At 51.7% G+C, this 25,985-nt stretch carries 25 protein-coding genes; 4 read left to right on the top strand and 21 right to left on the bottom strand.

Annotation, left to right across the window (positions count from 1 at the left end):
* Positions 1-22: 22 nt before the first annotated feature.
* From bshC to IAE55_RS05795, 9 genes are all read right to left on the bottom strand, one after another.
* Positions 23-1,654 (bottom strand): bacillithiol biosynthesis cysteine-adding enzyme BshC, encoded by a 1,632-nt coding sequence (gene bshC / locus IAE55_RS05835; RefSeq protein WP_200631373.1) that lies wholly within the window; start codon positions 1,652-1,654, stop codon positions 23-25.
* A 143-nt stretch (positions 1,655-1,797) separates the two neighbouring features.
* Positions 1,798-2,727 carry an ABC transporter ATP-binding protein gene (locus IAE55_RS05830; protein ID WP_200631372.1) on the bottom strand — a complete coding sequence of 310 codons (930 nt, stop codon included), beginning with the start codon at positions 2,725-2,727 and terminating at the stop codon, positions 1,798-1,800.
* On the bottom strand, positions 2,724-3,719 hold the full coding sequence (locus IAE55_RS05825) for an ABC transporter ATP-binding protein (RefSeq protein WP_076169840.1): 996 nt from the start codon (positions 3,717-3,719) through the stop codon (positions 2,724-2,726). The genes IAE55_RS05830 and IAE55_RS05825 overlap by 4 nt, the downstream gene beginning before the upstream one ends.
* A 14-nt stretch (positions 3,720-3,733) precedes the next feature.
* Entirely contained in the window at positions 3,734-4,681 is a 948-nt protein-coding gene (locus IAE55_RS05820) for an ABC transporter permease (RefSeq protein ID WP_089548194.1), read from the bottom strand.
* A gap of 2 nt (positions 4,682-4,683) precedes the next feature.
* Positions 4,684-5,616 (bottom strand): ABC transporter permease, encoded by a 933-nt coding sequence (locus tag IAE55_RS05815; protein WP_076169838.1) that lies wholly within the window; start codon positions 5,614-5,616, stop codon positions 4,684-4,686.
* A 235-nt stretch (positions 5,617-5,851) separates the two neighbouring features.
* Complete coding sequence (locus IAE55_RS05810; protein WP_200631369.1) at positions 5,852-7,525, bottom strand: peptide ABC transporter substrate-binding protein; 1,674 nt, start codon at positions 7,523-7,525, stop codon at positions 5,852-5,854.
* A 165-nt stretch (positions 7,526-7,690) separates the two neighbouring features.
* Complete coding sequence (locus IAE55_RS05805) at positions 7,691-8,083, bottom strand: DUF3397 domain-containing protein (RefSeq protein ID WP_076169836.1); 393 nt, start codon at positions 8,081-8,083, stop codon at positions 7,691-7,693.
* A gap of 6 nt (positions 8,084-8,089) precedes the next feature.
* Positions 8,090-9,058 (bottom strand): ketopantoate reductase family protein, encoded by a 969-nt coding sequence (locus tag IAE55_RS05800; protein WP_200631367.1) that lies wholly within the window; start codon positions 9,056-9,058, stop codon positions 8,090-8,092.
* Positions 9,059-9,209: 151 nt separating this feature from the next.
* A complete protein-coding gene (locus IAE55_RS05795; protein WP_076169834.1) occupies positions 9,210-9,860 on the bottom strand; it encodes an RsfA family transcriptional regulator in 651 nt (216 codons plus the stop codon).
* A gap of 328 nt (positions 9,861-10,188) precedes the next feature.
* Between IAE55_RS05795 and IAE55_RS05790 the strand changes: the two genes are divergently transcribed.
* Complete coding sequence (locus IAE55_RS05790; protein ID WP_076169833.1) at positions 10,189-10,425, top strand: DUF2626 domain-containing protein; 237 nt, start codon at positions 10,189-10,191, stop codon at positions 10,423-10,425.
* Positions 10,426-10,644: 219 nt separating this feature from the next.
* The gene (locus IAE55_RS05785; RefSeq protein ID WP_200631365.1) at positions 10,645-11,745 is read left to right on the top strand and encodes a coiled-coil domain-containing protein; all 1,101 of its coding nucleotides are present in this window, start codon (positions 10,645-10,647) and stop codon (positions 11,743-11,745) included.
* 39 nt (positions 11,746-11,784) lie between these two features.
* Here IAE55_RS05785 and IAE55_RS33730 read toward each other — a convergent pair whose 3' ends face one another.
* Positions 11,785-13,005: an extracellular solute-binding protein gene (locus IAE55_RS33730; protein WP_267917895.1), complete on the bottom strand. Its 1,221-nt coding sequence runs from the start codon at positions 13,003-13,005 to the stop codon at positions 11,785-11,787.
* 423 nt (positions 13,006-13,428) lie between these two features.
* Positions 13,429-14,763 carry a PhoH family protein gene (locus IAE55_RS05775; protein WP_076169830.1) on the bottom strand — a complete coding sequence of 445 codons (1,335 nt, stop codon included), beginning with the start codon at positions 14,761-14,763 and terminating at the stop codon, positions 13,429-13,431.
* A gap of 48 nt (positions 14,764-14,811) precedes the next feature.
* Here IAE55_RS05775 and IAE55_RS05770 point away from each other — a divergent pair, with 48 nt between their 5' ends.
* Positions 14,812-15,435, top strand: coding sequence for a YhcN/YlaJ family sporulation lipoprotein (locus IAE55_RS05770; RefSeq protein ID WP_306434088.1), 624 nt, complete (start codon positions 14,812-14,814; stop codon positions 15,433-15,435).
* Between the two features lie 272 nt (positions 15,436-15,707).
* On the opposite strand, the gene IAE55_RS05765 is transcribed toward IAE55_RS05770, so the two are convergent.
* The 5 genes from IAE55_RS05765 to IAE55_RS05745 form a co-directional block, all read right to left on the bottom strand.
* The gene (locus IAE55_RS05765; RefSeq protein WP_145158137.1) at positions 15,708-16,787 is read right to left on the bottom strand and encodes an LCP family protein; all 1,080 of its coding nucleotides are present in this window, start codon (positions 16,785-16,787) and stop codon (positions 15,708-15,710) included.
* 93 nt (positions 16,788-16,880) lie between these two features.
* Positions 16,881-17,177, bottom strand: coding sequence for a YlaH-like family protein (locus IAE55_RS05760; RefSeq protein ID WP_076169828.1), 297 nt, complete (start codon positions 17,175-17,177; stop codon positions 16,881-16,883).
* A 45-nt stretch (positions 17,178-17,222) separates the two neighbouring features.
* A complete protein-coding gene (typA, locus tag IAE55_RS05755; RefSeq protein WP_105444516.1) occupies positions 17,223-19,064 on the bottom strand; it encodes a translational GTPase TypA in 1,842 nt (613 codons plus the stop codon).
* A 151-nt stretch (positions 19,065-19,215) separates the two neighbouring features.
* A complete protein-coding gene (locus tag IAE55_RS05750) occupies positions 19,216-19,725 on the bottom strand; it encodes a hypothetical protein (RefSeq protein WP_105444515.1) in 510 nt (169 codons plus the stop codon).
* 252 nt (positions 19,726-19,977) lie between these two features.
* Positions 19,978-20,640, bottom strand: a complete 663-nt coding sequence (locus IAE55_RS05745; RefSeq protein WP_200631363.1) for a TerC family protein — start codon at positions 20,638-20,640, stop codon at positions 19,978-19,980.
* A 132-nt stretch (positions 20,641-20,772) separates the two neighbouring features.
* Here IAE55_RS05745 and IAE55_RS05740 point away from each other — a divergent pair, with 132 nt between their 5' ends.
* Entirely contained in the window at positions 20,773-21,462 is a 690-nt protein-coding gene (locus IAE55_RS05740; protein WP_145947478.1) for a TerC family protein, read from the top strand.
* A gap of 84 nt (positions 21,463-21,546) precedes the next feature.
* On the opposite strand, the gene thiI is transcribed toward IAE55_RS05740, so the two are convergent.
* The 5 genes from thiI to IAE55_RS05715 form a co-directional block, all read right to left on the bottom strand.
* Positions 21,547-22,776, bottom strand: a complete 1,230-nt coding sequence (gene thiI / locus IAE55_RS05735) for a tRNA uracil 4-sulfurtransferase ThiI (RefSeq protein ID WP_200631361.1) — start codon at positions 22,774-22,776, stop codon at positions 21,547-21,549.
* The gene (locus IAE55_RS05730; RefSeq protein WP_200631359.1) at positions 22,773-23,933 is read right to left on the bottom strand and encodes a cysteine desulfurase family protein; all 1,161 of its coding nucleotides are present in this window, start codon (positions 23,931-23,933) and stop codon (positions 22,773-22,775) included. Before IAE55_RS05730 ends, thiI begins: the two co-directional genes overlap by 4 nt.
* Positions 23,934-24,065: 132 nt before the next feature.
* Positions 24,066-24,791, bottom strand: coding sequence for a lytic transglycosylase domain-containing protein (locus tag IAE55_RS05725; RefSeq protein ID WP_200631692.1), 726 nt, complete (start codon positions 24,789-24,791; stop codon positions 24,066-24,068).
* 162 nt (positions 24,792-24,953) lie between these two features.
* Positions 24,954-25,595, bottom strand: coding sequence for a hypothetical protein (locus tag IAE55_RS34225; protein WP_325168607.1), 642 nt, complete (start codon positions 25,593-25,595; stop codon positions 24,954-24,956).
* 58 nt (positions 25,596-25,653) lie between these two features.
* Positions 25,654-25,872: a DUF1540 domain-containing protein gene (locus tag IAE55_RS05715; RefSeq protein WP_076169821.1), complete on the bottom strand. Its 219-nt coding sequence runs from the start codon at positions 25,870-25,872 to the stop codon at positions 25,654-25,656.
* Positions 25,873-25,985 lie beyond the last annotated feature (113 nt).

The following is a 25,985-nucleotide window of genomic DNA, read 5'->3' as shown; positions in this document are numbered from 1 at the left end:
TGCCTCCCTATCCTCTTTTTGATTAACACTCGATAATGCGGTGCTCCGCCGTAAAATGATCCGAGGTGCGGATCAAGTCATGAATCCATTCGAGGCCGTAGCGGTTTAAATAGTAGAAAATATTAAACACCCGTTCCTGCGGTTTGCCCAGCGGAAACAGGGAAACGCCGATCCGGTCCCACTGCCGCAGCTCGGCTTCATGCTTCTTCTCCACCGCTTCGCGTGTTTTGCGTTCCAGATAAGATATTTGCTCCAAAATTTTGCCCTTGTTTTTCTCGCTGAGCGGGATCAAACCGGTCTGAATTGTGCCCAGCTCGCGGATCAGCGGTTCGTACAGCTGTTCAAAAGCCCGGCGCGTCTCAGCGAATTTCGGTTCGATATGGAATTCCTCCTGGCTCGAAAGCCACTGCTGGCGGGCTTCTGCAAACCGGTGCTGAACATCCTGGAAGGTCACGCCGAACTTATCCATGTATTTCTGCAAGGCACCTTCGATCAAGGTAAAGGACATCCGCGGCAGCAGGATCGGCATCCGGAGCCCAAGGATCTCGAAAGCCTGCTTCGTAATGGCCCAATAGGAAATTTCCCCTTGCCCAAGCACGGTACAGAGTACCGGGAACAGAGATTCCTGCATCATCGGGCGCGTCAGCACATTGTTGCTGAACCGCTCCGGATGAGTGCGAAGCTGCTCCAGCAGCTCACTCTGGCTTAAGCTGACGATCCCTTTGCGATCGGTGAACTTGCCATCCTGTTTATACAGCAGCAGACGGTTTCCTTCATATATATAGAACAAATTGGCCCCGCCGGCCGCAACTTCTGCCTGAAGCGAGTAGCCTTTGCCGGTAATACACGCCGCCGCCTGCTGATAAGCCTGTTCCAGCCCGTCGTTGCGCTCGATCATTTTTTCAAACACCGGAACTTCCAGCTTGCGCAGCTCAGGATCCGCCGAATCGAGCAAAATCAAGCCGTACTCGCCAAACAACCGGCCCAGCAGCTTGGCGAAAGCGTCGCTGAGATTATCCGACTCCTCAGACGCCTCATGGATCCATCTCAAAATCTCCGGCTTGTTTTCACTGTCCGGAAGCCATCTGCCCAGCTGGTCGAAGGACTGCTTCCATTCGTTTGGACCGATCGGAATCGCACTCACCGACGAGCGGGGTCCCGGCTTCGCTTCCATCTTGATTTTGGCGACCTTCAGCTCCGGTGTCATGACGTACGTATGGTTTACTTCATCGAAGTCATGGTCCTCACCCGCGATCCAGAAGACGGGCACCACCGGCCGGTTGAATTTCTTGGCCGCTTCTTGCGCCGACTGGATAATGGTCATGGCTTTATAGATCACCAGCAGCGAACCGGTAAACAGTCCGCTCTGCTGTCCCCCCACCACGGCCAGCGTTCCTTCCTTCGCCAGCAAATCCAGTGCATTATGTACCGCCTGATGGTCATTGTGCCGGCTGTTATACCGCCGTAAAACTTCTGCCAATTCGCCCCGGTTAACCCGGCCGGACTCCGATTGGTCAAGCCATTCCACACGTTTCAGCCAGCTTGCTTCATCGCGGAAATCTTCACCGTATAAAGGCTGTACTTCGCTAAAACGGTTTATATAATCATCTGCAAGAGCCGAACCGCTCTTGAGTGAGTCGGAAACCACATTCATGGGTATGCCTCCTATTCTGTGCCCAATCACTTCCGTGCTTACTTTATACTACCGCAATCTTTCTTGATTGTAACCAATGTTGTTGTATCCGTCAAAGCAAACAAAAAACCGCCGGGATCACCCGGCGGTAAAGCTGTCATAGCTTAGGCATATGGAGCAGCGACCCAATGGCCTTTGGAAACTTCCACAAGTCTCGTGTCTTCCTGATCCGCTGCATCTCCGCCTTTGGCGGAGTGAATCGGACCCGACTTTTCGTCGTTCATCAAGATCCGCTTCTTGTTCTCCTCCACTTCGGGATCCGGGATCGGAATCGCCGAGAGGAGCGTTTTTGTATACGGGTGAATCGGATTGGCGTACAGTTCCTCACTGTCGGCCAGCTCTACCATTTTGCCCAGGTACATCACCGCTACGCGGTCACTGATATGCTTGACCATCGACAGGTCATGGGCAATGAACAGATAGGTCAGCCCAAGCCGGTCCTGCAAATCCTTCAGCAGGTTAACGACCTGTGCCTGAATGGACACGTCCAGCGCCGAGATCGGCTCATCGCAAATAATGAACTTCGGATTGACGGCAAGCGCACGGGCAATCCCGATCCGCTGCCGCTGACCGCCGGAGAACTCATGTGGATAACGGGTGGCATGGTCCGGATTCAGACCGACCATATCCAGCAATTCCTCCACGCGCTTCTTCCGCTCTTTGCGGCTGCCGGCCAGGTTGTGGATATCCAGCGCTTCGCCGATAATGTCCGACACGGTAAACCGCGGGTTCAAGGAAGCGTATGGATCCTGGAAAATCATCTGCATGTCGCGGCGCATCGCTTTCATCTTGGAAGGCGACAGCTTGTAAATATCCGTGCCGTTAAACTTGACGCTGCCAGCAGTTGGCTCGTACAGGCGGAGAATCGTACGGCCCGCGGTCGACTTGCCGCAGCCCGATTCGCCAACCATGCCGAGCGTTTCGCCTTCGCGGATGGAAAAGTTAATGTTGTCCACGGCTTTGACGATCTTGCCGCCGCCGACGTTAAAGTATTTCTTGAGGCCTTCGACTTCGATCAAATGGTTCTCTTTCATGACGATTGAACCTCCTTGGCCATCGGATGAAGATTCCAGCAGCGCGCCATTTGGGTGTCGCTGAATACCGTCGCTCCCGGATTGATCCGTTCGCATACTTTCATCGCTTCATCGCAGCGGGCGCAGAACGCGCAGCCGACCGGCGGTTTGATCAGATCCGGCGGCGTACCGATAATCGGAATGAGCGGCTCGCCCTTCTTCTGGTCAAGACGCGGCATCGAACGCAGCAGGCCTTTTGTGTACGGGTGCTGCGGGTTTTTGAAAATCTCCCACTTCGTCCCCGTCTCTACCACTTCACCGGCGTACATGACGATAACGCGGTCACACATGCCGGCAACGACGCCGAGGTCATGCGTAATCAGGATAATGGAAGTTCCGAGCTTCTGCTGCATTTCCTTCATGACGTCCATGATTTGCGCCTGGATCGTCACGTCCAGCGCTGTCGTCGGTTCGTCGGCGATCAGGAGCGCCGGGCGGCACGCCAAGGCGATTGCAATCATGACGCGCTGGCGCATCCCGCCGGAGAATTCGTGCGGGTACTGGTTGAAGCGTTCTTCCGGGTTCTTGATGCCGACAAGTCTCAGCATTTCCAGACCGCGCTCTTTCGCTTCCGCGGAGGACAGCTTTTGGTGCTTGATCAGAACCTCTGTAATTTGCTTGCCGACCTTAATCGTCGGATTCAGGGAAGTCATCGGATCCTGGAAAATCATGCCGATGTCTTTCCCGCGGATCGCTTCCATTTCTTTATTGGTTTTCTTCAGAATATCTTCGCCCTGGAAAATAATCTGACCGCTCTTGATGTCAGAAGGAGGAGACGGGATCAAGCGCATGATCGTCTGCGCGGTAACACTCTTACCACTGCCGGACTCACCGACGATCGCCACCGTTTCTCCTCTGCCTATTTCAAAATTCATGCCGCGGACGGCTTTGACTTCGCCGCCTTTGACGTGAAAGGATACATGCAGGTCTTTTACTTGTAAAATCGGCTCCATGATCTCACCTCCTGTTATTTCAATTTCGGATCGAGCGCATCGCGGAGGCCATCACCGAAAATGTTAAATGCGAGCATTGTCAAACTGATCAGAATGGCCGGGAACAGCATCCGCCAAGGATAGTACATCCAGCCGGTCAATGCGTCGTTGACCATCGAACCGAGCGAAGCGATCGGTGCCCGGACACCCAGACCGAGGAAGCTAAGGAAGGCTTCCGAGAAAATCGCGTTCGGTACCGACAGCGTCAAGGTGACGATGATCGGACCAACCGCATTCGGCAGCAGGTGGCGGAACAACAGCCGGCCGGAGCCTGCTCCCATGGAACGGGAAGCCAGAACGTATTCCCTGTTCTTCAGCTGCATGATTTCACCGCGGACGATCCACGACATGTTAATCCAGCCGGTAATCGTCAGCGCCAGGATAATCGTTCCGATACTCGGCTCAAAGACGACGAGCAGCAGAATCGTAACCAGCATATAAGGAATGGAATACAAAATTTCGGAAAACTTGTTCATGATGGCGTCGACGCGGCCACCAAAATACCCCATGATGCCGCCGTAAATGACACCGATCAAGAGGTCAATCAGTGCGGCAGCCAGGCCGACGACCAAGGAAATACGGGCGCCCATCCACGTCCGGACGAACATATCGCGGCCCAAGTCGTCGGTGCCGAACCAGTGCTCCTTGGAAGGAGGCTGATTCGTTGCCAGCAAATCGTTGGTTGCCGAATCGAATTTCGAAATGATCGGCCCGATAATCGCAGCCAGAATGATCAAGATGAGAACGACCAAGCTTGCCATGGCGAGTTTATTTTTACGAAGGCGCTGCCACGCGTCTCTCCACGCCGAAATACTTTCCCGCTGAATAATTTCAGCCTCTTTCTCATCGGTACCGATTTTCCGGAAGTCTTCGGGCGTCAGCTCTACGTTGTTATTCATCAAGGTTGGATCCTGTACAGCCATCGTTAGCCCTCCTTCCCGCCGGTTAATTTAATGCGCGGATCAACCAGCACGTATACGATATCGGTGATGAAACGGGCCAGCATCAGCAGAACGCCGTAGAAAATCGTCACGCCCATAATCATCGTGTAATCCCGGTTGGTAATACATTCGACGAACACTTTACCGATCCCGCCGATCCCGAAGATCTGCTCGATGACGACGGAACCCGTAATGACGTTGGCGGTCATCGGTCCGATATAAGTGACCACCGGCAAAATGCCGTTGCGGATCACGTGCTTGAACATAATGGTCATCCAGTTGAGGCCTTTGGCCTTGGCTGTCTTGATGTAATCCGCATGCAGCACTTCGAGCATGCTCGAGCGCGTCAAGCGGGCGATAAAGGCAATCGGCTGCGCCGACAACGCGGCGACCGGCAGGACGTAGTCAAGCGGGCCGTCAAAGCCCATGACGTTAAACCAGCCCAGCTTCTGCGCAAACAGATACTGAATCAGCGATGCCAGGACGAAGCTCGGAACGGCGATGCCCAGCACCGCCAGCACCATGGCGATATTATCAATAAGCTTTCGGTGGTACAGCGCGGCGAGCATGCCGAGGAGCACACCGACAATAACGGAAATAACGATGGCAAAGATACCCAGTTTCAGGGATGCAGAGAAGGTCTGCAGAATGATGCCCCCTACCTCCTGGTTTTGATGCTTCATGGAAATCCCCAGGTCACCTGTTGCAATATCCCCTAAGTACTTGAAGTATTGCTGATATACCGGCTTGTCCAATCCATACTGCTCCATCAGCCGGGCTTGGATTTCAGGCGGTACATTTTTCTCGGACATAAAAGGGTTACCAGGAATGGCCTTCATCAGAAAAAATGTAGCCGATATCAAAATAAAGAGCGATACCAGCATATAGAAAAACTTGCTCAGTACGTAACGTACCATGTCCGATTTACCCTCCCCGCTAAACTTCATATAACATGGCACCAACCATCGCAGGCCATATTTTAATTTTAAAGAATGCCGAATCTATTTGTCCATGCTATATATTTCAAATTGAAGAAATCCTTGGTAAAGATATATACTAAGCAAAAAAAACGGGATATATATGGAAGCTCCACATATATATCCCGAACAGTATTTATCAAGCTAAAGCTGCTTTTGTTAGACCATTCGAAATTTATTCGAAATAAGCTCTTGTAAAGTCTACTTGACCGGCATAGTCAATGACAACGCCTTTAAGATTCGGTTTGATCAAAGCAACGTTTGTATAGTAGTAAATCGGCAGCACGACCTGCTGATCTTTAATGATCATCGTTTCAGCCTTTTTAAAGTCTTCCATACGTTTTGCTGTGTCAGGTGTAGAGAATGCGTCTTTGATCAAAGCATCATACTCTTTGTTTTTGAAGCCGGAATCGTTGTTGCCGCTGGTCGAAGTCCACAGATCGAAGAAAGTCATCGGATCGTTGTAGTCCGGGCTCCAGCCGGCACGTGCGATTTGGTAGTTCAGGTTTTGACGGTTCTTGAGGAACACGCCCCACTCTTGGTTTTCAGTTTTCACTTCAACGCCAAGATTTTTCTTCCACATATCTGCAATGGCAAGCGCAATTTTCTTATGCTTGTCATCGGAGTTGTAGATCAAAGTGATCGGAGGAAGCGTCGTGTATCCTTCTTCCTGCATACCTTCTGCGAGCAACTTCTTGGCTTCATCCATATTTTCGGTGAAGAAATCATCCTTGAACTCGGTGCGGTATTCGCCCTTGTCACCGGAAATGCCTGGCGGCACGAATCCGAACGCAGGGGTTTCTTCACTCATCGTTACTTTATCGACGATATCCTGACGGCTGATCGCCATCGAGAACGCCTTACGGATTTTTACGTTGTCAAACGGTTTCGCTGTTGTGTTGAACACGTAGTAGTAAATGCTGCCGATCGGTTTCAAATCGAGCTCATCCTTCAGCTCGTTCTTCACTGCAGGCATTTGGTCCGTAGGAATCGTTCCGTTCGGGTTACCTGCGTAGTCAAGCTGGCCAGCCTTATAGCTGGACAGTTCCGTTGCGCTGCTGTTGGACAGCGACATCGTAACTTTGGTCAGCTTGATGTTTTGGTTATCCCAGTAGTTTGCGTTTTTGGTCACTTCGATCTTCTGACCGGTTGTCCAAGTTGTGAGCGTGAACGGTCCGTTCGTTACCATCAGCTTCGGATCGGTTGCCCATTTGTCGTTGTCTTTCACCGATTGATGCACCGGATAGAATGTGTAGAACGAAGTCAGACCCAGGAAATAAGGAGTCGGATTGTTCAGGGTTACTTCCAGTGTGTTGTCATCTGTCGCTTTTACGCCAACTTGGTTAAAGTCGGTAATTTTTTTGCTGTTGTAGTCTTCTGCGCCTTTAATGTAATAAAGTTGATATGCATAAGGCGGTGCTGGGCTTGTAGCCGGATTCAAAACCCGCTCCCAAGCGAAGACGAAGTCTTTTGCCGTTACAGGGTCGCCGTTGCTCCATTTCGCGTCTTTACGCAGATGGAACACGTACTTCAGACCGTCGGAGGAAACATCCCACTTCTCGGCCACACCCGGAATCGGGTTGTTATCCTTGTCAATACGCACAAGGCCTTCGTACATCATTTTCAGTACGGTGTTAGCTTGGGTGTCCTGGGCTTGCGCCGGGTCAAACGTTGGCGGCTCAGCGCTCAGGTTAATGTGAAGTACTTGTTCTTTAGCAGCCGACGAACTTCCTTTGTCGCCGCCGCTAGCCGTGCTGCCGCCATTGTCATTCTTGGAACCGCACCCAGCAAGTACAGTGCCAACAACGAGGATCAGCGTCAGAACCATGAGCAGGCTTTTCCTTTTCATTAACTGTTCCCCCTAAAGGTAAATTAATTATGTGTATGGTAAGAAATTATACAACCAGTGGTCAAAAAAATCTACACAGAAAAACATGAAAATTTTACTTTCTTGTGACAAACGGCCAATAACAAGGATTTCCCCAGTCTTTTTGTTGATTAAAATTGTAAAAAATTAGGCCCCAGTCTGTATTATGTATTTAAAAATACCGATTAATGTAAATATGATGTAGCTTGCACTCATGAGCATAAAGGACATTCTCCATACGACTTTGGCGATTTTCCTGGCATCGATTCTGCCTTTGAGCCGGTTCTGCGCCCCGCCGATCAACCCCACCGCGATGAGCATAAACAAGAGGATCAAATAAAAGCCGAACCTGGTATGGAACGTATTGTTGAACAGCGCCGCAACGGAAAAGATCAAAAACAATGTAGTGACGTCCATGGCCAGCAGCAGCGCGCGGTTTCTGCTGTTTTTCCGCCAGTAATATCCTCCTAAATACACGAGCAAAAACGGGAAAAACGGAAGGATGCTCAAAAAAATAAATGAATTTCTCAAGAAATCCAAGATTCCTCAATCCTCCTCTGCGATTATTCCTTCGATGAGCCGGGTCACAAGCTCGTTGACAGGAGCCTGAACCCCCGCCTTCAGCGCCATGTCCGCGATGCTTCCATTAATCCAGCCGATTTCCGTCGGCGAACCGGCAAGCACATCCTTAAGCATGGACGAAGTGTTCCCGGAAGTCGCTCTGCACACATTCAATATTTGATCCCACATGTCTTCTTCATACCGAATTCCGCATGCGTCGTAAACGGCTAGGGTCTCTTCATACAATTCCTTCATCAGCTTCATCCTCGCCGGACTTCGGAGCAACTCTCCGTTCGGAATCCTCCAGAGTGCGGTCAGCGGATTGATCACCGCATTGATCAGCAATTTACGAAATATCATGTTATCGATGTCATTCGACAATACCGGGTAAAATCCTGCTTGTTTTAGGGCCTGAACAAGATTTAACCACCGGCTGCCAATCTCCCTGGAGACATGCCCTATACCGCTCTCCCCGATCACCGTATCCCCTGATCCCGCATGAAACACTTCTGTATACGATGTTCTCTTTGCACCTTCAGTCGTCACCGCAGCCAGCATAGTCCATCCGGGCAGTATCGCCTTCAGCCTGTCCATATGCCCGTAGCCGTTTTGAAAACAAACGACGACCGGCCGGCTGGATCCTTGCGGAAGCCTGACTTGTGATAAATAGCGGCATACCGCCTCCGTATCCTTTTGTTTGGTCATCACAAGCACATAATCTCCCGGCTTCGTCTCCCAAGCTTGTCCGAGCTGTTCGACCGTACCGGATTGAAAATGCGCGGGGTCCACCTTTAATCCGCTCTCACCGTCTTTGGCAATATGGATGCCGGAATGACGGAGCTCCTCCGCCTGTCCAGCGCTGCGGCTCCAGATCCGCACCCGGCTGCCGGACCCGGCCAATTTTCCCCCAAACAGCAGTCCGAGCGATCCCGCGCCCACAATATCGATCAGCATTAGCCTGCCCTCCGTGTCCAATGGTTACTTTCCGTGTCCCTATTATAGCGCATCCGGGATCACATAAGGCTTACACGCACGAAAAAACCCGTTCGGTCTGCGCAAACTTCACGCATCCGCACGGGATCTGTATTGCATCGTTGTATGACTTTTACTCAATCCGCTCCAGATTGCCGTTGGCATCCATCTTGAACCGCGACTTCAGCTCCTCGTCCTCTTCGTTCAAAAAGGCAAGCCTCCGTGCCCGGTCCATAATTTGAATAAGCGCTTTGTAGTCGTCATTAACGACCCTGTAATCGGTTTGGACTTCACTGACTTCCCTGGAGAGCCGCTCGTTGACCCTTCTCAAATTGTTCAGCTCTTCTTCCTTTTCACGGAGCTCCTTCTCCAGCATTTTCAGCTGGCGTCCGTTTTCCTGGAGGCTCCCTTTCCATTGCTTCAAAAAGCGGATGACCGCATCGATGGAGAGTGTCTCTTCACTGGCTCCCTCCATTTTGTAATAACCCGCCTCAGCTTCGGACAGACCTAAACCGGCCACCTGAATCCCCGAATTTGCCGGCTGCTTCTTATAGTAGCTCCGTTTCTGGCGCTGCGTCTTGGCCAGGCTGATTGCTTCCTCATACTTTTTACGGACACAGCTGTTCCATCGGAATCCGCAGGCTGCCGCCGTCCTTCCGATTTTTTCGCCTACTTCCTCAAAAGCGGCCAGCTGAGTGCTTCCTTCCCGGATATGCCTTAAGGTTACTTCCGCCAAAATAAGGTCATCCTCGCTGCTCCATGCATCTTGTCTAACTGCTGTCATGCAACAAAACCCTCCTAACAACATCCTAAAATAACCCGTCTCCATAACCGGATTGTTCACCGGGTACTGAATAAGGTATAACAGCTGCTTATTTTCATTTCTATGCTTCTCATAGAGTTCATAGAATCTATTTGATACTAAATTGTATTGCCAATTTGCAAAGCGCTCATACCCTCATATTGGAAATTTGCCGATGCATGGCGATGTATACTTTGTCTTCATGGGACCACAATAATAAAAACAACTTTTTCGTTTACACAATTTTGGGTTAACGATATAATGATACGTAGCTTAGCTATGACCGTACATAAGGAGAGGGGGATATAACGTGGCACGCATGTTTCGAGTACTCGGGTTCTTTACGCTCGCAATCGGGCTTATGGCATATGCCGGCAACATGGTCGAGATGGCTCTGTTGTTCTTCGTACAGACCGCATTTTTCGTCATCTTGGGGTATCTGAAATTTACGGAGAGAACTTACATTCTTCTCTTCTGGGGCTATATGATCGTGACGTTTACCGGTTTCAGCTATTGGACAGTATTCAAAATGGGCTTACCGCTTTAATCCGATCATTAGAGAACCCAAAGGAAAGCGATCCGACATCCAATGCCGGGTCGCTTTTTTCGCTTATGCCAACTTTTATCGGGGCCACCTGCATAAATCTGCATTTGAATGCTGGGGTTATTTGGCTTGCCAAATCTGACAGGCTCCAAGAGAGATGATATTTTTTACCGTTGAATCATATATTTACAATGGACAACCATGGGGGAGGGATCAAATCCATTGAAGCCTTACAATCGACGCCTGCGAATCCTCTGCCTGCTTCTCCCGATGCTCTGCCTGTCGCTGCTCCGCCCCGTACCTGAGCTTCGGGCCGACCCGTCCGCAGGCGCCAGCACAGACGACCGAGAAATATTACAGAACAGCCTGTCTGTTGTGGAAATCGACCGGGAAATTGAGCGGATCACCGCGCAGCAGGAGACCATCCAGCAGGAGCTGAACAAGCTGTCCGGGCAGCTGGAAGACAAGCTGCTTCAGATCCAGGATCAGCAGAGCCGCGCAGGAGCCGTCATTCGTTCTTATTACATGGGGGAAAGGGAAGGCCTGCTCGTTGCCATGCTGTCCGCCAAAGATTTGGGCAGTCTCATTCATATGTTTGATGTCTACGATATGATCATGGAGCATGACCGCTCGGTTCTTGACGCGTATCAATCGGAGTACAAGGAGATTAAAAACACGAAGCTGGCCATGGAGAAAAAGACGGCCGATCTGGAAGTAATGAAGTCCAATCTCATTGAGCAGCGGGCACGGGTATCGGCCCTGCAGCAAAAGGTCGATCAGGGAATCGCCTCCAGCAGCGATCCGGAAGCGCTCAAGAAAATGATCGAGGAATTTACGCTATATTGGGAAAATGTCGGGCTTAACGAGGTAAAAACCTATTTTGACGCGCTCGCCTCAGCCATGAACGACCTCCCGGAGTTTATCCAGAATCAGGACGGAGCGATCCGCACCAACGGAACGACCTATAATATCGACATCAAGGAGGACGATCTGAACGCTTTCCTCCGCTCCAAAAACGATCTGTTCAAGCAGTTTGCCTTCCACTTTGGCGAAGACGAGATTACGGCCTCCGGCCAAAGCGGCACGCTCTCCCTTGAAGTTCAGGGCCACTACAGCGTTGAGGAGCAGCCGCAGAACTCCATCATGTTCCATGTGGATAAGCTCGTATTTAACGGCTATGAACTGCCCGATACGACATGCCGCCAAATGGAGGAAGAGTTCGATTTGGGATTTTATCCGCAGCAAATCGTCTCCTTCGTAAAGGCGACCGAGGTGAAAAGTACGGATAAAAACCTCCATGTCACGCTTAAGCTGTCCATGTAACACAAAAAAGCCGGAGACAAACTGCCCGCGAGTAACGGATCAGCTTCCTCCGGCTTCCCCTCTTACAGCCTCAACGTAATCTGCGGCCGCAGATTTGCCTGTAATATAATCGCCTGATGCTTTGACAAACACATCCCATTTCGCCTGCAGCCTGCCTGTGTCCTTATCGGTACCCGCCGTCTGAAGCAGGGAGTTGAGATGGAACGGCAACCCGGCCGGATTGAATACCGTATCGTCATACAGGCTCTTCAGCGCCGGAAGTTTACCCGTAGCCTGGTACCATTCCTGCTGAACGACTGCCGAGCTCATATACGCAATCCATTCGGCTGCTTCTTTGGCATGCTGCGATCCCGCCGATACAGCGTAGCTTCGGCTGCGCAAGAGCGACGGATAGATGGCGTACAGCTGCTCGGGCATCCGCAGTTCCGTATTTGCCGTCTGAGACTTTGCCGCTTCTGAGACGGCGGAAATGGTTATCGGAAGCTGGGCTCCGTCAGCGCCTTGCTCGGCCTGATCGATTTGCATGAATGCGCGAGCCTTGTCGATCCATTCCAGGGATGCCTGGCTCGGGCTTAACGGATCGGTGCCCAGTGCTCCCATCAAAGCTGCAGCATCATAGCCGTCCCCGGACGAAATCTCCAGCAGCTGCTGATGTCCTCGGTTCTTCGTTTTGCTCAGCAGCTCTTTCCAACTGCTGATACCGCCTGGAATATCCGTCACTCCAAGCGAATTCAGCGCTTTCACATTCCATGCCAGCACATAAGGATCCATGTCGGCGGGCGTTCCCCACTGGTAGCCGTTCCATTCCACCTCTTGCAGCAGCGGGTTGATGGTATCACTATCCGCACGATTGCTTGTATAGAATTCGACTGGCAGCAGGTAGCCTCGGGAGGCCATCGGGCGGACCCACGAGCTGTTGATGAGCATGACATCGGGGCCTTCCCCTACGGCCAAAGCGGACGTCAGCTGAAGGTACGCATCGGCATCCGGGATGTTGTTTAATTCCACCGTGGCTCCGGTGTCGGTGACATATGTATGATTCAGCTCCTCGAGCTGCTTAAAATCCTCATCGCTCAGGTGCACGGTGACCCGGATGGGGGATTGGGACGTTCGCTCTTGTGTGGAAGGCTGCGAAAACAGAGACGCGTCATCTTCCTCTTCATGACCCGATGGGGTCTGCGACAAATCCTGCCCCTGGGATAAAGCGGTTAAAGAGAGCAGCAAAATGGCAAACAGAAGCCAGTAATTTTTCCGCCTCAAGTCTCTAGGCCTCCCCTCACAATACTTATACAATATTTTAGCAAATTCATAGGGCGCTTGTCCTATTTTTTTCTGGAAATGTTTAACGGACTGGTAAGAAATAAGCCGATGCCCCATACCACGAGGTTAACTACGAATTTACGCCTGTGATTGTCCTTATTGTAATTCGAGTATATTTGATCCGGTGCCTGAAATTGTTAAAACTAAAGAAAGATGTCTATCGACGTACCTTCTAAGAAGACAGACCGCTTTTAACGGCAGTTTTTCTTGCGAGATCAGGAAGCGGAGGCTCCGAAATTTATACGTTCTGATCTCTCTAAAAAAAGCCCCCAGCCGGTTCCGATGAACCGGACAAGGGGGACTTCTTTTTATGTGCCGATAGTTGGTGGCATCATTTCTCGGGAAATAGTACCAGCTATGAAATCACAGCAGATCGGCTGCGAGCTGTGCCAGCTTGGAGCGCTCGCCTTTTTCCAAGGTAATGTGCCCGCTGATCCCTTCCTGCTTGAATTTCTCCACGATATATGACAGGCCGTTGCTCGATGCGTCCAGATACGGATGATCGATCTGCTCGGGGTCCCCCATCAGGATAATCTTGCTTCCCTCCCCGACCCTGGAGACGATCGTTTTTACTTCGTGGCGGGACAGGTTCTGGGCTTCGTCCACGATGATAAACTGGCCGGGGATGGACCGTCCGCGGATATACGTGAGCGCCTCAACCTGAATGCTGCCCAGACCCATTAAAATTTTATCGATATCGCCCGACTTTTTCGTATCAAACAAAAACTCCAGGTTGTCGTAAATCGGCTGCATCCACGGACGGAGCTTCTCTTCTTTCTCTCCGGGCAGATAACCGATATCCTTGCCCATCGGAACGACCGGCCTTGCAATCAGCAGCTTTTTGTATTTATGTTCATCTTCGACCTTCATCAGCCCGGCTGCCAAGGCAAGCAGCGTTTTGCCCGTACCGGCCTTTCCGGTAATCGTTACGATCGGAATATCGTCGTTCAGCAGCAGCTCCAGCGCCATGCGCTGTTGTGCGTTGCGTGCGCTAATTCCCCATACGGACTCATTGCTCAAAAAGAGCGGCTCCAGCCGGAGCGCATCCGTATTCACCTTCAGCAAGGCCGATTTCGTGCTCCCCATCTCGTCCTTTAGGATGACGAATTCATGCGGATACAGCGGATAAGGCAGCTGCAGCGGCTTGATGGACAAAAAACGGTACGAATAAAACTCGTCGATGATGGAAGGATGCACCTTCAGCGTAGAATATCCGGTATACAGATCTCCGGGACCTACGGTGCGGTCGGATAAATAATCCTGGGTCACCAGACCAAGCACGTCCGCCTTGATGCGAACGAGCACGTCCTTGCTTACCAGCACTACCGATGTCGGGTCCTCCTTCCCCTGCTCTTCCAGATGATAATTTAAGGCGACTGCCAAAATGCGGTTATCATTGGACATTTCGCCGAACATTTCTTGTACTTTCACAAAACTGCGGTGATTCAGCTCCACTTTCAGGCTGCCTTTGTTTTCCAGAAGCACCCCGCTGTGCAAATGGCCGCCGTTTTCCCTCAATCCGTCCAGCAGGCGGGACACCGTCCGCGCATTTCTCCCGATTTCGTCGGCATTCCGTTTCTTGGAGTCTATTTCTTCCAGAACGACGGCCGGAATCACGACTTCATGTTCATCAAACGCAAATATCGCCCGGGGATCATGCAGCAGCACATTGGTATCCAGTACAAATATCTTTCTCATACTTTCTCCCTCCACTGAACTCATAATAAACACATAAATTATTTCGTCATGGACATCCTAAGTTACAACCCGTCATGCCAATTTATGACCTGGAAAGGACGATCACATATGAGAATGTTTTTGCTCGTTGTGTTAACTATGGCTCTACTGAGCGGTTGTAATCATCAGAACACTGCATCACCCTCTCCTCAAAGTCAACAGGGGCCGACAGCCGCATCAACCGGCGACCATCACCGCCTTTCACTCCGGTCTGCAGGAAACACAGCCGTGCGTTCTGCAGAAGATACAACGGACCTGGCTTTAAAAGACCATTTGGAAAACATCGCCGAAAAGGTGAACGGTGTGAAAAAAGCGCATGCAGTCGTGTTAGGCAATACTGCCGTTGTGGGCATCGACGTAGACGGCAATTTGACGCGTTCCCGCGTCGGAACCATCAAATATACCGTTGCCGAAGCACTCAAAAAGGATCCTCGGGGCAAAAACGCCCTCGTGACGGCCGATATGGATTTGTCCAGCCGGATTGCCGAAATCGGTCAGCATATTCAAAAAGGGGAACCCGTGTCGGGATTCGCTTCCGAACTGGCGGATATTGTCGGCCGGATTGTGCCGCAACTCCCGCGCGATGTCAAATCGCGTCAGAACAGCCCTTCTTCGCCAAGCCCAACACGCTAAAGCATAGGACAGGCGAAATACCAGACGAATCAACAAATTTTGCAAAAAAAGAAAAAAGCCCAGTGATCAGATCACTAGGCTTTTTTGCATGGCGCGTCAAAACATACACCGGATTCAGCAGAAGTCGGCACAGAGAGATGAACGGCTGGTTGACGTTGTATTTCATATATTGGAGTCCACTTCGTAACCGTCTCGGACATCGCACTGACCTCCTGTACAGGTTCCATTGTACTCTAGTATATTATATGTCGTCCCAAAACTTGCACCCAACTTTACGGATTCGAGCTTTCATCCGCTGAAGTACCGGCTTCCACGGCAGCCTTGCCGGCAAGCTCGTCCTTCAATGCCTGCTTTGCTTTATCCAGCTCGTCATCGTCTACATACACATAAGGACTTTTCCAGTTGCCGGTAATCGGCATGAATTTGACGTCTTCTTTTTTAATTTTCCAATAAGTTGCAATTATGTTCTTCAATTGATCCTTCTCGATGTCGGTTTCCATGTTGTTATTCATGGCATCCAGCACTCCGCCCAGGCTCGTGACGCCCTTGAACGTCTGCATCTTGTCGATCAGGGAGTGAAGAACTTCGTTCTGTCTGCGGTTGCGGTCAAAATCGTCGGAAGCGTCCGTTCTCGGACGGCAGTTGGACTTCCGGTAGCGCACAAAATCGAGCGCCTGCTTCCCGTTCAGTTCCTGCTCACCCTTCTTCAGGTTGATGTCCGTTCCGTCGGCTTTATCCCGGTAGCACATGTTCTTGTCGACTGTCACGTCAACGCCGCCCAGTGCATCTACCGCATCACGGAAGGCCTGGAAATTCAGCACCGTCACGTAATCGATATCGATGTCCAAATACTTGGAGAACATTGTCTTCATCTCATCGGTCGCCTTGATGCCGGATTGCTTCTCATCGGCCAGGAAATTCGGATAATAGGCATTGGCCTTGTTCTCCCGGTAGCCCTTCAGCTCGATCTTGGTATCGCGCGGAACCGAAACTACCGTTGCCGATTTCGTATCCGGATTAAAGGCGGCGATCATGATGACGTCAGACAAGTGCGTCTTCGTCTCCGGACGATAGTCCGTTCCAAGCAGCAGCATTGTAATCGGTTTGACCTTGGCGGATTGGGAAGGAGCGACCGGTGCATCTACACCTGTGTCCAGAACGCCATGATCCGCTTTATAGTACAAATATCCCGCGTATCCCGCTACGGCGAGTACAGCTAAAATAATCAGAATCAATACGAATTTCAAAAACGTTTTGAACCCGCTTTTCTTCTTTTTCTTCTTTGGAGGCACTTTCCCTTTTGGGGTGCCGCCATGAGATCTTGGAGGTAGACTCGTATTGCTGGGACTCATCTCAAACACCTTTTTCATTTATTTTGAGGTAATCTCTCTATAAACGATGACGACCTTCGTAATGTTGCAAAGAGCCGGGCCACAGCGGGCGCGTTAGACCCGCTTGGCAGCCGCTTCGGCTTTCTTCTTCTGCCGCGCTTCCACGAAATAGCGGATGCGCACCGTGAACATCAGAGCTACCGCGACAAGCAGACATTGGATGATCGGAAGCTTGTCGTGCTGAAAAATCAGCAGCATCCCGGAGCCGATAGCCATCAGAATATACAGCAGAATCTCTTTGAGAAGCGGAAGCTTCTGTTTGACCCGAAACACCTTGTTGTATACGTAGGTGATCAGCACAAAGATGATGATATAGGAGATAATCGGATGTGCTGCTAACCAAGCTTGCACGGACAGTTCACTCCTTCCAGAAATGAGGTGAGGACCTTACCCGGATTACATGTTGGCTTCGGCCATCTTGCGGTGCTTCTCGGCACGTTCACGCTCACTCTTGTTCAGAATCTTCTTGCGCAGACGAACCGATTTCGGCGTGATTTCACAATACTCATCGTCATTCAAATATTCAAGCGCCTGTTCAAGTGAGAATAGACGAGGCGTCTTCATTTTTACTGTATCATCTTTCGTCGCGGAACGCACGTTTGTCAGCTGCTTCTCTTTGCAGATGTTAACGATGATGTCGTTATCGCGCGTATGCTCGCCGACGATCATGCCCTCATAAATTTCGGTTCCCGGCTCCAGGAACAGGATACCCCGGTCTTCTACGCCCATCATGCCGTAGAAGGTGCTCGTTCCGGTTTCGCTGGAAACCAGCACGCCCTGATGGCGTCCGCCGACTTGACCGCTGTGCAGCGGACCGTAGCTGTCAAAGGCATGGTTCATGACGCCATAACCGCGGGTCAGCGTCAGGAAATGCGTGCGGTAACCGATCAGGCCGCGTGCGGGAATCAGAAACTCCAGGCGCACCTGTCCGCTGCCGGTGTTGACCATGTTCACCATTTCGGCCTTACGGGAACCGAGGCTTTCCATGACCGCGCCCATGCTCTCTTCAGGCACGTCAATCAGAAGGCGCTCGATCGGCTCCATCTTGGCTCCGTCGATTTCCTTGACGATAACCTCAGGCTTGGAAACCTGCATTTCGTACCCTTCGCGGCGCATGTTCTCGATCAGGATGCCGAGGTGAAGCTCGCCGCGTCCCGACACGATAAACGCATCCGGGCTGTCCGTTTCTTCTACGCGTAGACTGACATCGGTCTCCAACTCCTTCAACAGACGCTCACGCAGCTTGCGGGACGTAACCCACTTGCCCTCGCGTCCGGCGAATGGGCTGTTGTTGACCAGGAACGTCATCTGCAAGGTTGGCTCGTCGATCTTAAGAACCGGCAGCGCTTCAGGATGGTTCGGATCGGCGATCGTTTCTCCGATATTGATGTCCTTGATTCCGGCGATGGCGATGATGTCGCCCGCTCCGGCTTCTTCCTGCTCCACGCGCTTCAGTCCTTGGAAGCCGAACAGCTTCTCGATCCGGGCGGATTTGCTCTTGCCGTCGCGCATGATGACCGTAACGGCTTGGCCTTGCTTGATCACGCCGCGGTTAACCCGGCCGATCGCAATCCGGCCAAGGTACTCATTGTAGTCCATCAGTGTAACGAGGAACTGGAGCGGCTCATCAACCTTCTCCGTCGGAGAAGGAATGTGCTCGGTAATCGTTTCATACAGGGCAAGCATGTTGTCGTCCTGCTTGTCCGGATCCAGGCTCGAGGTTCCATTCAGCGCCGAAGCGTAAACGACTGGGAAGTTCAGCTGGTCGTCGTTTGCTTCAAGCTCGATAAAGAGGTCGAGCACTTCGTCAATAACTTCGGCCGGACGGGCTGCCGGACGGTCGATCTTGTTGACGACGACGATCGGCGTCAGATTCGCCTCAAGCGCTTTGCGGAGCACGAATTTGGTCTGAGGCATGCAGCCTTCATATGCGTCAACGACGAGCAGTACGCCGTCGACCATCTTCATAATCCGTTCCACCTCGCCGCCGAAGTCGGCGTGTCCCGGGGTGTCCACAATGTTAATCAGAAAATCTTTATACGTAATGGCCGTGTTCTTGGCCAGGATGGTAATGCCGCGTTCGCGCTCCAAATCGTTGGAGTCCATGGCGCGTTCCTGCAGGTGTTCGTGCTTGGCGAATATCCCCGATTGCTGCAGCAACTGGTCAACTAAGGTCGTCTTGCCGTGGTCGACGTGCGCAATAATCGCAATGTTGCGAATTTTATCTCTTGAATGCATGGCTTTTATCCAGATCCTTTCCCTTTCAAATCGTAACGAAGTCTTTCAACAAATGAAGCGTCAGGCGGTAGCGCCGACGCTTCTACATCCCTTATATTATAATGAAGTTTCAGAAAAAAACAAGTGTTTTACAGAAAATAGAAGACCTGATTTACCAGCCGCTCTTCCACTTCCGGTTTCTGGATTTCCCCCTTCCGGCAATGAGCCAAATGCCCAAGGCAATCAGAAGCACGGCGAGGATATAGATCACCGCCGTATGAAGAAGGCTGAAGAAGAACAGCACCAGCGAAGCCAGTCCCAAAATGACGGAGGCAGGAAGCAAGGAGGACGGACGGGGCTTTTCAAACAGGTAATACTCGTACATCCCTACCGCGATCCCGAGCAGAAGGGCGGGCCACAAGTAGGACATCAGCCCCCAGCTGATCGTGCTGCACAGTAAAAATAGCAGCCCGTACACCGTCAAAATACCGCCGGGTACAAGCACCGTGGCACGCGCCCGGTTGCCGAAAAACAGCATATGCAGAACCAGTCCGGGAATCAAAAGGACCAGCGGCCACAGCGTGCGGCCCAAAAACCCGAAAACTCCAAGCTTGCCAAGCAAAATGACGATTCCAGCAATGACGATGAACAGGCCCAGCTTCAAGTCGTTCCTTGAGGACATTCTCCCACCCTCTTCTCTATTGTCGTCCCTTACGCCATACGCAAAAAACGACATATTTTCATCTTTAGTTTATCTGAAACGTGTGAAAAAAACCAGATTGCGCCTGTAATTTTTTAGGCACTGCAGCCCAAAATAACCCTGCAAAGGTATGGTCCTGCCGCAAGCCAAGATTATTCCCATACTTTGCGATTTTTTATGTTCAAAACAAGAAAAAAACCGGGTTAAACCCGGCTTTTAACGAGATTGTCCTGCTTATGAACGCGGCCGCAGCAGCAGCTGCTTGATACCGCCGGAGACGATCACCAAGCCGGCCAATACGCCGGGAATGAGATGGTGGAATTCCGGCAGAGATGCGGAGAGGAAAGCCCCAAGCCTGTGGTCTTGGAGAACCATCTCACCGGCTGTATAAGCTAGAATGCCCGCCCCGATGTACACGAGCACCGGGAAACGGTGAAGCCAGGTGACGATCAAATTGCTGCCCCAGACGACGATCGGTATGCTGATCGCAATGCCGATCACGATCAGTGCGAGATCGCCGTTGGCGAGTCCGGCAATGGCCAGTACGTTGTCGAGGCTCATAATGAAATCCGCCGCAAGAATAGTCCTGACCGCTTTCCAGATGGTCGAGGATTCCTGCAGCCGGAGCTCATCCTTGTTTTCGATCAGCAGATTGAAGGCGATCCAGATGAGCATGAACCCGCCGACCGCCTGAACATAAGGGATTTTTAGCAGAATGACCGCAATAAAAGTCAACAAGCACCTCAGGATAACAGCGCCGAGCGCTCCCCACCATACCGCCTGTTTACGCTGCTTCTCCGGCAGGTCCTTGCTCGCCAGAGCAATCACGACGGCATTGTCACCGCTTAGGACCAAATTGATCATAAGGATCTGAATGAGCAGCCAAATCGATTCCAAAGGCCAACACCTCCACTCTACATCTATGTGCGAGTTGGCCAGGCTATGCTTGACTTCACATGAAAAATTAGCCTATAATGAATCGATTTGCTATAGAACTCCGTATACAGTCATAATAAGGAGTGACCTGATTTGGACAGTGTAATAGAATTTTTAGTTAGTTTGATCAAAATCGTCTTTTTGGATTTAATATTGGCTGGCGATAACGCCATCGTAATTGGCCTTGCTGCGAGGAATCTTGCTCCCTCGACTCAGAAAAAGGCTATTTTTTATGGAACCGGAGGCGCAGTCCTGCTCCGGATCATTGCGACGATCGTCGTCGTCTGGCTGCTGAAAGTGCCGTGGCTGCTTGCCCTGGGCGGTGTCATGCTCGTATGGATCGCCTACAAGCTGCTGGCCGATAATGACGATCACACGGACATCAAGGCAGGCCAGACCTTATGGGGAGCTGTACGGACCATTATCGTGGCAGATGCTGCGATGGGGCTGGACAATGTAATCGCCGTGGCCGGCGCAGCCGAGCAGAATATCATCCTCGTCATTCTCGGACTCCTTATCAGTGTTCCGATTGTCGTTTGGGGAAGCACCCTGTTTATTAAGCTGATTAACAAGTTTCCATGGATTATTTACCTTGGTTCGGCGGTACTCGGTTACACGGCATCCAACATGATTACGGAAGAAAAGCGTTTTGCTCCGTTTTTTGAACAATATCCGTTTCTGCGGGTGCTGTTTATCGTGATCGTCGTCATAGCCATTCTCGCCCTCGGATACCTGAAACGCGCGTCGATGAAGAAACGGAAAGACGAACATTCGTATAGTTAGAACACACATGTCAGGCTTGTTGTCATACAAAAGGAGGCTCTTCAATGAAGAGCCTCCTTTTTTTGTTTCCTAATCCTCTGAGCTTTAGAACCAATCCTCGTTAACGCCGCCTGCTTCTTCTTCCTCCCCAATCACATAATCCTTGGTGAGCACCAAAGTTTCGGTCCGCTCAAAGGCGTCTTGGATCAGCTCAGGGAGCTTCTCAATCGACGCCTCCACATTCTCGACGACCCGCAAATTCGGATTCGTCGTCGGTGACTTCGGCACGAACAGGGTGCAGCAGTCTTCATAAGGAAGAATCGAGGTTTCGTATGTGCCGATCTCTTTGGAAATCCGAATGATCTCGTTTTTGTCCATCATGATCAGCGGCCGCAGAAGCGGCAGCTCGGTCGCCCGGCCGATCACGTTCATGCTTGGCAGGGTTTGGCTGGCGACCTGCCCGAGGCTGTCTCCGGTAACGATCGCAAGCGCCCCTTCACGCTTGGCCAGCAGTTCGGCAATTCTGAGCATCGAACGCCGCATCAGGGTAATGATCAAATTGTCCTGTCCAATGCCGGTAAAGGACGTTTGCACTTCGGTAAACGGCACCAGATGAATCTTGATCTCCCCTGCATATCCTGAGAGCACCTTCGCCAGCTCGATGACCTTCTCTTTGGCGAGCCGGCTTGTAAACGGGTAGCTGTAGAAGTGAACGCACTCCACTTCCAGCCCTCTGCGCATGGAGGACCACCCTGCGACCGGGCTGTCGATTCCTCCGGAGAGGAGCAGCATGGCCTTGCCGTTGCTTCCCCGCGGAAATCCGCCGACGGCGGGAATCGTCTGACAGAATATATAGGTTCCCTGCTCGCGGATCTCCACATGCAGAGTGAGCTCGGGATCCTTCATGCTCACTTTTAACAGAGGATACTTCTTCAGCAGCGGCGCACCCACCAGATGATTCATCTCATGGGACGAGTGCGGGAAAGCCTTCCACACTCTCCGGGCATGAACTTTAAAGGTTACTTCTTCCTCCATGTCCATCTGCCCGATAAATGCTGATGAAGCTTCCAAAATAGAGTCCAGCTCCGTAGAGCTGACAACTACCGGGCTGATCGACGTCAGTCCGAATATTTTTTGGAGCGAGGCAATCAGCGGTTCCGGCTCTTCCCCGTTCAATTCAACGTACAGTCTTCCGTACTCCTTGCGAATTTTCGCTTTGGGAAAATCCTTAAGAACGGACCGGATATGCGAGATCACCGCATTTTCGAAGCGCCCCCGGTTTTTTCCCTTGAGTGTAATTTCTCCATAGCGGAGCAGAAGCATATCATATTTCAATGGATTTCATTCCTTCCTGTCATTAAAGGCGTCAGCCGTTCGACCGCATCCTGAAGCGCGTTTTTCAACCGCTCTACATCATTCTTGGTGTTGGTAAGCCCCATGCTGATCCGGATTGCGCTGGAGGCCTCTTCCTCGCTCCGTCCCATGGCAAGCAGGACACGGCTTGGCTCCGCCGTCTTGGAAGAGCAGGCCGATTTGGTGGACACGAGCATGCCGTGCTCCTCAAGTGAATGCAGAAGGACCTCGGCTTTCATTCCGGAAAAGGACACGTTAACGATATGCGGCGCCCCGTCTTCGTCGCTGTTCAGCGCAAGAGCTGGCATCGTTCGGATAAATGCGAGCAATTCGTCCCGCAGCGCCCCGACCTGCTCACTGAAAGTCCCTAACTGCTCTTTAGCCATCCGCATGGCTTTGGCCATGGCGACAATCCCTGGGTAATTTTCCGTCCCTGAGCGCATGCCGGACTCCTGCTTGCCTCCCGACAGCAGCGGATGAAGCTGAACGCCTTCCCTTCGAAATAATACGCCGGCTCCTTTGGGGCCGCGGAGTTTGTGTGCGGATAACGTATATAAGTCCGCCTGCCACGCCTGCAGGTCGACATGCAGCTTGCCGAAGCCCTGAACACCGTCCACATGGAACAGGGTCAGCGGGTTGCACTGTTTAATGATTCGTCCCGCCGCCTCCAGCGGCTGCACGGCTCCGGTCTCATTGTTGACATGCATGATGCTGACCAGGATGGTGTCCTTTCTTATGAGGCTGCGCAGCTGGTCCGGATGGATCCGGCCTTTCCGGTCCACATCAAGAAAGGTTACTTCGAATCCGTGTTCCCGAAGATATAAACAGCTGTCGTAGACGGACGGATGCTCCGTTGCAGTTGTTATGATGTGCTTGCCCCTGCCGGCATATTGAAAGGCTGTTCCTTTAATGGCCATATTGTTCCCTTCCGTTGCGCCCGAGGTCAAGATGATCTCGGCCGGTTTAACACCAAGGGCGGCGGCGCATACTTCCCGGGAACGCTTGATTAGCTTGGCAGCGTCCTCGCCCATCCGGTGAATGGATGAAGGATTGCCGTAATGCTGTCTCATTACTTCCGCCATCGTCTGGATAACCTCTTCGTAGGGTGGCGTACTTGCCGCATGGTCCCAATAGATCATTACGTTTCCTCCTTTACACGGATCACCCGAAGCAATATAAAGAGATCAAACATCGGAAGAAGCGCTTCATATCGAGCCGCTTCCCGTTCTCCCGAGTTTGATCCCGTAACTTAAAACGCTATGCGATTGGTATTAACCTTCATATTTTGCCCTGGCATCCGCAATTTTACGGATATAGTTCCTTGTTTCTGCAGGAAGCCGGTCCAATTGCTGCATCAATTCGGCATCGGTCGATACTCCGAGTTTGAGCACCCGGTTTGGCCCCGCATTGTATGCTGCCAGCGCCATATTCTCCTGCCCACCGAAGCGGCTCAGCTGATACGAAAGGTATTTCGTGCCAGCATCGATGTTCTGCGCCGGGTCGAACGGATCGCTGACCCCGAGTCCCTGCGCCGTGCCGTCCATCAGCTGCATCAGGCCTTTGGCCCCCGCAGAAGATACGACATTCGGATTAAAGGTGGACTCCGTCTCGATGACGGCCTTGATTAGCGATTCGGACACCCCGTACTTGCGGCTTGCCTGTTCAATCAAGTCGTTGTAAGCGGTCGATTTGCCTGAGCCGGAATGCACCGGCTTGGACACTTCGTCAACTTGTTTCACCGGCGTGGTGTTCGCCTCTCCCAGCTGCTGCCACAGCAGACCATCACTCCACGATACGCCGGGCACCGTCGGTTGTACGGAAGCATCGATTTCTGCAGCTGCCGCGCTGGAGTCATCCAGCAGCTGGTTCAGAATAACACCAAAATCAGAGGTGCTGCCCTTCTCGATAATGTCCTGGAGAAGCTCGTCTCTATTTTGAATACGGCTGTTGTCCTGCATTGCCAACAACTGCTGCGCTGCAGCCGGATCGATTTGCATCATCTCAAACCTCGTTTTCCTCATAATCTCGTCCATGCGGATTGGATTTATTTTACCATGATTCCTCCGTCTTGCGCCAGACCTCTTCCAAAAAACGCTGACATGAAAAAAGCGCCCTCAGCCGCTTCATGAGCGGCCAAAGACGCTTTATGCCCGTTTGATTTACCGGGCGAACGGAACCAGCACGAAGTAGCTGATCGTTGCCAGAATGCCAAGACCCATCGCCCATCCGCCCCATACCTTGCTGCCTTGGCTGTAGGCATAAAAGCCGATGACTGCAGCCAGTGGGCCCAGGATAATGGACCACATAAACAAGGACAGGACGCCGAAGCCTACACCGACATAACCGGCTGTACGTCCATAGTTTTGAACGGCGTTCCGGTTTTCGGCATCATCCGAGGTACGGACCTCATCCCTGCGGACCGATGGTGCCGGAGCTACTTCTGCCGCATACTCCTCGCGGTCTTTTTTGTACAAATCCGTTCTCTTCACCGCGGCATCCGCCTTCCGGTCGTCCCGGACCGAATATCCGGCCGCACGGCTTGTGACTTCAGGGGATGTCACCTCTGATGCATACTCCTCTTTATGGGCGTCCCTGCGCGGATAATCGGTACGGATCCGTGTGGCGATCGCCTGCCGGAACTCGTTATCCCGGGTTGCAGAGGGAGTAGTACTCGCTTCAGCTGCATATTCTTCTCGGTGATTCGTGCGGGAAACGTTATTCGTTGAAACGGGAGTGATTCCTTTTCCTGCGAATGGGCTGTCCGTCTTGTGTTCCTGCTCTCGTTTGTTGAATTCATCCATGATTAGAAGCCTCCTCACGACAGATGGATAAGTGCATTAATGGAGTCGGGTGCTTGGATTAAGAAGTTTTGGGTTTGAAGGTCAGACAGCAGGTAGCCGAAGAATTTACAGCCCGGTCTTTGTGCTCTCCAAGCTCGCTGCCGTACTCCTCGCTGTACTTGGCCGAGGCGTGCTTGTCGATTTCGATCAGGATTTGCTCGGCTTTGCAGACGTTCTCTTCACCCCAGTAGCTGCAGTTGCTGACGCTGCATTTTACGTAGGTTCTTGGATCCTTCATTATTTATCACCTCAAGCTTCATTGTCCCCTGCTCCATATCGGCGTATCCCTGCTGCATCTTGTCAGTTGATGGTCGTCATGAGGAAAATAAAAAAAGATGCCATCATCAGGCA

The organism is Paenibacillus sp. S28, assembly GCF_016624415.1.
In the GTDB taxonomy this organism is placed as follows: Bacteria; Bacillota; Bacilli; order Paenibacillales; family Paenibacillaceae; genus Paenibacillus_AQ; species Paenibacillus_AQ favisporus.
Note: the sequence above shows the minus strand (reverse complement) of the source record. Positions and strands in the feature narration are given on the sequence as shown.